This window comes from Actinocorallia lasiicapitis (genome assembly GCF_054778695.1).
On sequence record NZ_BAAGZI010000656.1, the window covers coordinates 1 to 1,826 of the forward strand.

2 protein-coding genes and 1 pseudogene are annotated in these 1,826 nt (G+C 74.5%); all 3 read right to left on the minus strand.

The genetic code is table 11. The features are described 5' to 3' along the window. Nucleotides 1–213 precede the first annotated feature (213 nt). Complete coding sequence (locus ACYVE7_RS33430) at nt 214–960, minus strand: HAD-IIA family hydrolase (protein ID WP_460370500.1); 747 nt, start codon at nt 958–960, stop codon at nt 214–216. A 26-nt stretch (nt 961–986) separates the two neighbouring features. Beyond that, nucleotides 987–1,592 carry a class I SAM-dependent methyltransferase gene (locus ACYVE7_RS33435; protein ID WP_460370503.1) on the minus strand — a complete coding sequence of 202 codons (606 nt, stop codon included), beginning with the start codon at nt 1,590–1,592 and terminating at the stop codon, nt 987–989. Nucleotides 1,593–1,624: 32 nt separating this feature from the next. Then, nucleotides 1,625–1,826, minus strand: a pseudogene (locus ACYVE7_RS33440) (hypothetical protein); the annotation flags it as partial.

Here is a 1,826-nt window from a genome sequence, read left to right on the forward strand (position 1 = left end):
GGCGGAGGCGAGGCCGAGGTCGCGGGCGAGCCGCCGGGCGGTCTCGGCGGCGGCGCCGGCCAGGTCGTCGTCGACCCCGGCCGGGGCCACACCCCGGACGTCCCGGGCGATCTTCACGACGAGCTGTTCCAGTGCGCTGCGCGGCACCGCGTCCATGACACCCTCCGGGGGATTAGGCAAGCCTAACCAAACTACACCAGGAGGCGGCGGCGGTCAGTAGCGGGCGGCCAGCAGCGCGGGCAGGTCGGCGATGGAGTCGATGACCTGGTCGGCCTCGTGTTCAGGGCCGCCAGGACGGTACTTTCCGGTTCTGACGAGGATTCCGGTCAGGCCCGCGGCCTGCGCGCCGAGCACGTCGGCCGCAAGGTCGTCGCCGACCATCAGGGAGTCGCCGGGCACCGCGCCGAGCAGGTCGAGCGCGGTCGCGAAGAACGCGGGCGACGGTTTCCCGATCACCTCGGCCTCGGTGCGGGCGGCGGCCTCCAGACCCAGCAGGAACGCGCCCGCGTCCAGCCGGAGCCCGCCGGCGACCTGCCAGGACAGATTCCTGGCCAGCGCGACGAGCCGTGCGCCGCCGGTCAGGAAGCCGAACGCCCGGTCGAGCTCCGCATAGCCGAACTCGGGCCCCGCTCCCCCGATCAGCACGATCTCGGGATCGGCGTCGACGAGGTCGAGCCCGGCGAGGTCGTCGCCGAGGTCCCCGCTGTTGAGCAGGAAGCAGCGCGCCCCCGCGAACCGGGCGGCGGCCAGCACCGGAGCGGTCACGACGTCCCGCTCGCCGATCGGGAATCCGGCCTCGACCAGCGACCGGGTGATCGCCGCCCGGCTCCGCGACGTCGTGTTGGTCAGCAGCGCGAACGGCACCCCGGCGGCCCGCAGCGCCGTCACCGCGGCGACGGCCCCGGGCAGCGGCCGCCACGAGACGGTCAGCACTCCGTCGATGTCCAGCAGGACGGCCATATCCACTCCTTCGCCCCTTCACTCTGTCAGGGAATGACGTGGAACTGGGTGCCGATGGCGGGACGCGGCGGGCCCTGGGCCGGCAGCGGCGGCGGGGCCGTCTTGTGGGCGACCGCGAGATAGGTGTCGGCGAGCAGCGACGCCGTGCGCAGCGGGGTGAGGGCGGTGAGCGCGAGCTCGCCGGGCAGCTCCGTGCGGAGCGCGGCGCGGTCGGGTTCGGGCAGGGCGTCGGCCAGGAGCAGGGTGCCCTCCGGGGTGAGGACGCGGGCGATCTCGGCGAGCCCCGCCCGCCGGTCCGTCCAGTGCCGGAACGACAGCGAACTGACGACGAGATCGAAGGAGGCCGACCGGAAAGGCAGCCGTTCCACTCGTGCGGCGGCCACTTGGACGAACGAAGCGGCTGCAGCCAGCATCGGCGGGCAGGCGTCTACGCCGAGCACGCCGCTCCGCGGGAACGCCCCGGCCAGGTCGGCGGTCAGCCGGGCGGTGCCGCACCCGGCGTCCAGGATCCGGGCGGGCGAGCGGCCCGCGGCGCGCAGCCAGCCGACGATCTCGCGGTGGACGGGCCGGTAGAGCGCCTGTTGAAGCTGGCTGTCATCGTAACTGCGGGCCCAGCCGTCGAACTCCGGCATCGGCCTCCTCTCGTCCGGTGCGGCCCCGACCTTCATACCCGGCCGTCGCCGGTTCTGATCGTCGTGGCGGCGCGGCGGAGTTCGACCAGGACGGTGCGGACGGCGCGGCGGGCGGTGCGTTCGGGACGGTACAGGGCGTCGATGTGGCGGCGGGCGTGCATCCCGGTCAACGGCCGTAGGACCAGGGCGGGATGGCGGCGGGCCGTCCAGCGGGGCAGCAGCGCGAGCCCGCCG